This is a genomic window from Peribacillus sp. SIMBA_075 (assembly GCF_046534585.1).
In genome coordinates this window covers 1-246 of record NZ_JAWRYN010001313.1, presented here as the reverse complement: position 1 = coordinate 246, position 246 = coordinate 1, and the positions used below count along the sequence as shown (strand labels likewise).

Annotated in this window: 1 protein-coding gene; it reads right to left on the bottom strand. The window is 48.8% G+C overall.

Features of this window, described 5'->3' with window-relative positions:
* Window positions 1-17: 17 nt before the first annotated feature.
* A partial coding sequence (locus tag SB775_RS32605) for an aldehyde dehydrogenase family protein (protein WP_410865435.1) occupies window positions 18-246 on the bottom strand: 229 nt, incomplete at its 5' end.

Here is a 246-nt window from a genome sequence, read left to right as displayed (position 1 = left end):
CTACTCTTTTTCTTTCCTCATCGTTTGACGATCACCAGCTTCAGCTCCGTCATTTCTTCTATGGCGTACTTGACACCTTCTCTGCCTATCCCACTCTCTTTTACACCACCATACGGCATATGGTCTACCCGGAAGGTTGGAATGTCATTAATCAGCACTCCGCCTACCTGCAACTCGTCTGCCGCATAGAGAGCCAAACCCAGGTTATTGGTATAGACTCCAGCCTGCAAGCCGTATCTAGAGTCA